This window comes from Streptomyces sp. PR69 (assembly GCF_026420845.1).
In the GTDB taxonomy this organism is placed as follows: domain Bacteria; phylum Actinomycetota; class Actinomycetes; order Streptomycetales; family Streptomycetaceae; genus Streptomyces.
The window spans coordinates 1-6,208 of the sequence record NZ_JAOWCB010000069.1 but is presented as its reverse complement, the minus strand read 5'-3'; the positions used below and the strand labels follow the sequence as shown (position 1 = coordinate 6,208).

Annotated in this window: 5 protein-coding genes; 2 read left to right on the top strand and 3 right to left on the bottom strand. The window is 62.2% G+C overall.

The annotated features are described in order from the left end of the window. The first annotated feature begins 37 nt into the window (after positions 1 to 37). Entirely contained in the window at positions 38 to 895 is an 858-nt protein-coding gene (locus OF819_RS28875) for a hypothetical protein (protein ID WP_267246607.1), read from the top strand. 34 nt (positions 896 to 929) lie between these two features. On the opposite strand, the gene OF819_RS28870 is transcribed toward OF819_RS28875, so the two are convergent. The 3 genes from OF819_RS28870 to OF819_RS28860 all read right to left on the bottom strand — a co-directional run bounded on the left by OF819_RS28870 (position 930) and on the right by OF819_RS28860 (position 4,528). Continuing rightward, positions 930 to 1,556 carry an RloB family protein gene (locus OF819_RS28870; protein ID WP_267246606.1) on the bottom strand — a complete coding sequence of 209 codons (627 nt, stop codon included), beginning with the start codon at positions 1,554 to 1,556 and terminating at the stop codon, positions 930 to 932. 32 nt (positions 1,557 to 1,588) lie between these two features. Next, positions 1,589 to 2,893 (bottom strand): AAA family ATPase, encoded by a 1,305-nt coding sequence (locus tag OF819_RS28865; protein ID WP_267246605.1) that lies wholly within the window; start codon positions 2,891 to 2,893, stop codon positions 1,589 to 1,591. A gap of 765 nt (positions 2,894 to 3,658) precedes the next feature. Beyond that, positions 3,659 to 4,528: a hypothetical protein gene (locus OF819_RS28860; RefSeq protein WP_267246604.1), complete on the bottom strand. Its 870-nt coding sequence runs from the start codon at positions 4,526 to 4,528 to the stop codon at positions 3,659 to 3,661. 374 nt (positions 4,529 to 4,902) lie between these two features. On the opposite strand from OF819_RS28860, the gene OF819_RS28855 reads away from it, so the two are divergent. Continuing rightward, a partial coding sequence (locus OF819_RS28855; protein WP_267246603.1) for a PE-PGRS family protein occupies positions 4,903 to 6,208 on the top strand: 1,306 nt, incomplete at its 3' end.

The window sequence follows — 6,208 nt, the reverse complement described above, 5'->3', positions numbered from 1 at the left end:
GAGTACCCAAGGCTGACAGAGAGGGGAGTACCCGTTCATGCCGAGCGAGCAGCTCCTCATCGAGGGGCGTCAGTGGCTGCGCCGTGTCGTCGAACTCCACACGAAGAGCCTCACGCTCGCGCAGCATCGCGAGGTGCTCGCCCTGTCTGGTTGGCTCGCCCTACTGGTGGGCTGTGTCGAGTACGACACGGGCGCACGCCACGCGGCAGAGTCGACGCGACAGGCGGCACTCTCACTCGCGACCGAGGCTGACCATGCGGAGGTCGCCGGGTGGGCGCACGAGATGCGAGCCTGGTTCGCTCTCACGACCGGCGACTACCGCGGCGTCGTCGCGGCAGCGCGGGCCGGAGCCGAGACGGCGGCGCACCACGGCGTGGCTGTGCAGCTTGCTGCCCAGGAAGCCAAGGCGTGGGCGCGGCTCGGAGACCGCCGACAAGTCGAGGTGGCATTGGACAAGGGGCGGCGGTTGCTCGAAGGGATGCCGTACCCCGAGAACCTGGATAACCACTTCGTGGTGGACCCAGCCAAGTTCGACTTCTACGCGATGGACTGCTACCGCCTGGTCGGTGAGGACAAGCTTGCTCGCACGCTGGCCGAAGAGGTGCTGAGGGCAGGAATGGACTTCGACGGCACCGAGCGCTCACCTATGCGCAACGCAGAAGCACGCGTCACGCTGGGGGTCACAGCGGCTCGCGAAGGGGACCTGGAGCAGGCGCTCATCATGGGCGAACGCGCGCTCGAAGGGGACCGGCAGTCGGTGCCCTCCCTCATAATGACCAGCCGCGAACTTGCTGCCGAGATGAGGCGCCTGTACGGCTCTGAGCCAGCGGCACAGGATTACCTAGGGCGGCTTCGCTCGCTCGCCGAGCAGAAGCCCGGATTCATGCCTCGATGAGCTGCCCTAACGGGCCATTGAGTAGCTTGGAAAGTCACTTCCCAGGTGCCATCTGTACCGCAATCCGCCAAACAGCAGTGTTCGGATTATTACCCGGAGGCTGCTGTTTTTCGTCACGCTTCCTGGCCCTATCGATTGCAGCGTGAACACCATTCAAGTAATCGGAAATCTTGATGCCCGACTTGTCATAGTGTGGAACGTGAGGCTTCATCTTCTCACGCACCGCCTTGTAGTCTTGGAGATGTCCAGCATGATCACAGAAGTGCAATAGAAGCCAATACTCGAAGCACGGATTAGAAATGGCCAAGTGTACATTCCTCCTCCTGGCCACATTGATACCTTGAGTCAAATTGCTTGAAATGTTCGCGTTGGCACTCCTGTCGAACTCATCAACGTCAAACACGGCCCAGCATTCATCGAAATCATCATTGCCGGACTCAAATAGTTCGGCAGCGGTTTCCACAACATGCAGCGGGGATCGCGTATCAGTTCTAACTTTGACAGTCACAGCAGAATTTCTATATTTGTCCTTCAAGGCTTCGAAATAGTCTTTCTCTGTTCTCGCACCGCCACAAACGACAAGAAGCCGCCTCTTGATTGCTCTTCTCGGTGCGCCAACCCGGCGCGGTTTCGAACCCTCCGAGCGGAACTTTGAAGCCACCCAGCCCTCCCCCTGCCACGCATTAAGGACTCTTATTGCGATACTGCTTCGTCGAACAAGTTCTCACTGATATATGGAACTCCCCCGACAGAACCTCCAAGGTACCGCTTTTCCCAGTTCAATCCATCGCGCGGCCTGAATTCGGTAAGCGGATACAATTCGGTGCTACCTACCTGCGGGTCCTTCTGAGTAAACCAGATCTCATCACGCTTGAGGAGTTCCTCACCACGGTTCCTTCCCATCAAGGAAGCATCGTGTGTGGTGAAGATCAGTTGAGCTCCCCGTGGATTGGACTCTTGGCTTTGAAATAGTCTGATCATCTGAGCCAAGAGGAGAGGGTGTAGGCTCGTATCAAGCTCGTCAATAACGAGAGTGTGGCCTTTATCTAGGGCCTTTATGACCATCCCTGAAATATCAAACCAAGTCTGCGTTCCCCTAGATTCCTGGTCGAGCGAAAAGAGCTGCTCGTTCTTTCCGCGGTGCCGAAAGGTCAGCGAGTGACTCGCTTCGAGGAGAGTCCGAAGGTACGGAGTCATCTCAGGGCGTTTCCCTCGGTACATAATGACCGTTTTCCCGCCATCGACGAAAACTCGGAACGACCCATCGAATTCTGCGCTCTCGGGATCCTCCTGAAACTCAATCTCGAAGTCTTCGATAAGAGCTTCACTGATACCTACATCGGCGGCTTCGAGAAGCTTTTCGATCTTAACCTTAGTGTCGGGGGCTCGTAGCAATTTCATCGTTTCCGCACGCTGGGCGGATCGACTTGCCTCTTCATCCTCGGCGAACCATAGCCGCTCAGAGAACCAAGAAAAAACCGCACGCGAAGACTCGTCATTAGCTTTCGCGGCAGTGGAGATGTAGAGCCCCGTAGACGGCGTGATCTCTTTGATTACTTCGGCCCGCGCAGAAGCAAAGCTGGGGCCAAAGTAGTACTCATCATTGTCACGCTCAAAGAGGACTCGCTTCTTCTTCTTTGGAAATGAATGAAGCCATTCCTCGGTCACCCGCTTGCGGGTGACCGAAAACCCGTAGGCGTACCGAACTCCTTCTATCGTCAACTCGACCGCAAAAGAAGTCGGCTTCTTAGGCGAATCTTCATCCAATAGGAAGGGTGTCACATGAATCGCCTCGTGACGATTCCAGCCCCCTTGGTCAGTCACAGCATCATGCATGAACCGGAGGGCCAATAGCACATTCGACTTCCCGGACCCATTTGCGCCATAGATCGCAGAAACGTGAAGCGGAGCGGCACCCCTGCCGTACACAGCACGAAGATCCAATTCTTGTGGATCTTTCAGTGACCGGAAGTTCGCAACCCTGAAATTGATCAACATGTATACCTCACCCTGTGGACAGCAACCCCGCCTTGTGAACAAGTGAACTGCTGAAGGGGCTCGTTTGTAGGCTATGACGGTATAGACCGTCAGTAAAGACGGCACAGCCGCTTGCATCCCAAGGAGTGGTCCGCACCCCAGCGTGAGGCAGCGTCCTGGGCGCCTGCGGAGCCGGGGTCCCGGTTCCAGGTCTCTCGAACGCTCTGCCGCGTGGGTCCAGCAACAGCAGCTACCGACGGGCTCCCACCGAGGCCCCCAGCACGCAACAGTCCTCACCCGCTCGACTGTGGACTCATCGACCACGTGCAAGCCGAGCACCGTAGAGGTGGCTTCAGGGCCCGACGGCAGGGGGCCAAACAGGGGGCCAAACTAGGCAGCCCCACTAAGACCGTCGCGGACATCAATGGACAGCGACGGAGGAGAACAAGCAAGCCAGAGGCTCCACAGCAAGGTCACAAAGGCCCTGATCGCGTTCGGGACGAAGAGGTCGTGGGTTCAAATCCCGCCACCCCGACAGCCGAAACACCAGGTCAGGGGCCTGATCCGCAGTGCGGGTCGGGCCCCTGAGTGGTTTCCTAGGTCTCTTGGGAGCCGTTTGGGAGCCGAGTGCGGGAGACGGCTCCCGGTTGGCTCCCGGAAAGGGCTCGCTGCTTCCAGGAGGGGGACGCGATGGGCTGCCCCCCGGCTGCACTCGGTGGACCGGGTGGTCGCCACATCAACGAGACCCCTAGGAAGGCAGGTGCCTGCAGGCGGAACCCCGCGTGATCAAGCGGCCGGCTCCTGACCAGGCGCGGCCTCCTCCGGTGGGTCGAGGAGCCTGAAGGCGCAGTCCCCCGGACGCCGCCCCATGCGCTGGATTATCAGAGCGCCGTGCAGCGCGGTCCCAAGGCCGCACACGGGTCCAGCCTCCGTACCGACGTAGAACACGCCGTGCTCGTCCGGTTCGCGGTCGCCGTACTCAGGTCTGAGCGCCAGCGCGAAGCAGAAGCCGAGCAGATCGACGCGCAGGGCGACGGGCAGATCGCCGCGAAGGAACACCATTCGGTGTGCCGGCCCCTCACTGTCGTGGCCGACGGCTACAACAGCCCCCAGCCCGTCGGGCAAGGGATACATCCCCTCAGGGATGCCCTCCACGACACCCTTCAGGAAGAAGGCGGCGTACTCCAGCAGCACCTTGAGGACCTCGTCGTCGCTCCGCCACCCGTCCCAGGGCGCCCAGTCACCGTCCTGGTAGAGATGCCGGATGTCAGCCGTCACGCTCGGCGGGTCCTCCAACAGCTCGTGCGGCGCGTCATCCACTTCCCTCACCGTCACTCGTTGCCCATCCGGCTCTGGCCAGAGACCCAAAACGGAGGCGGGTCGGTGAATGTAGTGGGCGAGCAGCGACCGGATGGCGATCTCTATCTGCCTGTTGCTCAGGCCGGGGCGCAGAAGCAAGTAGAGCTGCTGTGAGATGACGGCCAGCATGGCCTGCATATCCTCCCGCGGCGGTTCGATCTCCACTGCCTGTGCGTTCATCGTGTCCAGCAGGACGGGCAGCTCCAGTGCCCAGGCGTCGTGTGCTCGAATGCTGCCGCGTGTGGTGTCGTCGCCGTGAGTGCCCTGCTGTACAGCTTGCAGTCCTCGCTCTTGCATGGTCCGTCCTTCTGTCGTTCGAGCCGGGCCACCCAGTTTTGGCGTATTCGAGCGTGCACAGGCGTAAAGTCGTGAAACGCCATTTCCTGTGCCTCACCTCTGCCACCCTCTGCGGCACCGGTCAGCTCCCCGAGCACGGCGAAGGAGCCTCCCAGCCACGCCCCACACCACGAGTCGCAGAGGAATCGCCCCGTACAGGTTGTGCCGAGGCGAGCACAGACGGTACGACCATCAGCATGTACCCCTGGTCTCCGATCAACGATCGCCAGCTCGCGCTCCTCACTCGCATCGGGGAGGGGACAGAGCCAGTCACCTCTGACAGCCCCGAGCTCGCTGCCACCGCTCGCGCCCTCAAGGGCCGGGGCTTGATCACCATGCCGAGGAAGGGTGGGAAGTGGCGCGCGGAGATCACCGATACAGGGCGCTTCTACCTGGAGCACGGGCATCACCCGAACCGTCCGGAACGGGCGCCCCGGAAGCAGCGGTCGGCGGCGCCCGAGCCGGAGGCAGGGGTCACCACTCCGCCTCAGCGGGAGGCCGCGCCGCCAGAGGCGAAGAAGCCGGTCCCGCAGCGCGTCTCGAAGCCGCCACGGCAAACACCTGCCGAGATCGGCACGGCCTTGATCGCGAAGGTGCAGGAGGCTGGACGGTTCCTGCGCATCCCGGATCCGAGTGATGAGGAGCGGGCCCGCTATCGGAGGGCATTCGACGCCGCACGGCAATGCGCTCCTGAGGGGTACCACCTGAAGTACAGCGGACGGGCGAAGGGCGACTTCTTCCTCGGTCTGCTACGGGTGACTGGTGAGGACGACACCGAGTGGAACCGCATCCGCCTGGCACGTAGCCGTGTGGTCACTGACATCGAGGACGTGATCGCGGCGGTCACCACGGATCACAGCGCCTTCGAGATCTCGGAGGAGGTGCTCCCACGGGTGCTCTCCCTGCTTCGGCTCCTCGGCGAGCAGGCTCTCGCACGGCACGGCGAGATCGCGGTGTCGAAGAAGCGCAGGCAGCCGAGGCCGCTGCTCACCGTCCACGGCAGAACGTACGAGGTCGGCCTCAGCGAGCGGCAGAAGCAGGTCCGGTACGTACCCAAGCAGCCGGGCCGGCGTACGTACGACTGGCAACGGGTCACTCCGGCGCACCGGCTCGAACCGTCCGGCGAACTGGAACTGCGCGTGAGTCAGCACTCGGGCTACAGCCACGGCTACCGCTACGGCTGGAAGAAGGAGTGGGCCGACACCGCCAAGAAGTCGCTGGAGGATCAGATCGGCTCCGTCTTCCGGGCGCTGAAGGCACACGCGGAGAAAGAGGAGCAGGCCCGACTGGCCCGGGAAGCGGAGCAGCGGCGTCTGCGTGAGGAGCGGGAGCGGCAGGAGGAGGAGCGCCGCCAACGAGAGGCGAAGGAGCAAGAAGAGCGCCGTCGGCGGGAGGCGGAGGAGAGGGAGCGTACGCGGCGAGAGTGGGAAGCGGCTGTCAGCGTCGCGTCGATCAAGGCGGTGGACGCCATGCGGGCCGAGCGGTTCGGCACCGCCGTGGAGCAGTGGCGGGCCGCAGGCGAGATGCGGTCCTTCTGCGCGGCGCTCGATGAGGCCGCCTCCGCCTCTGACGACGCACTCGAAGCCGAGAGGCTGCGTGAGTGGTCGGCGTGGGGGAAGGCGGAGGCCGACCGGCTCGATC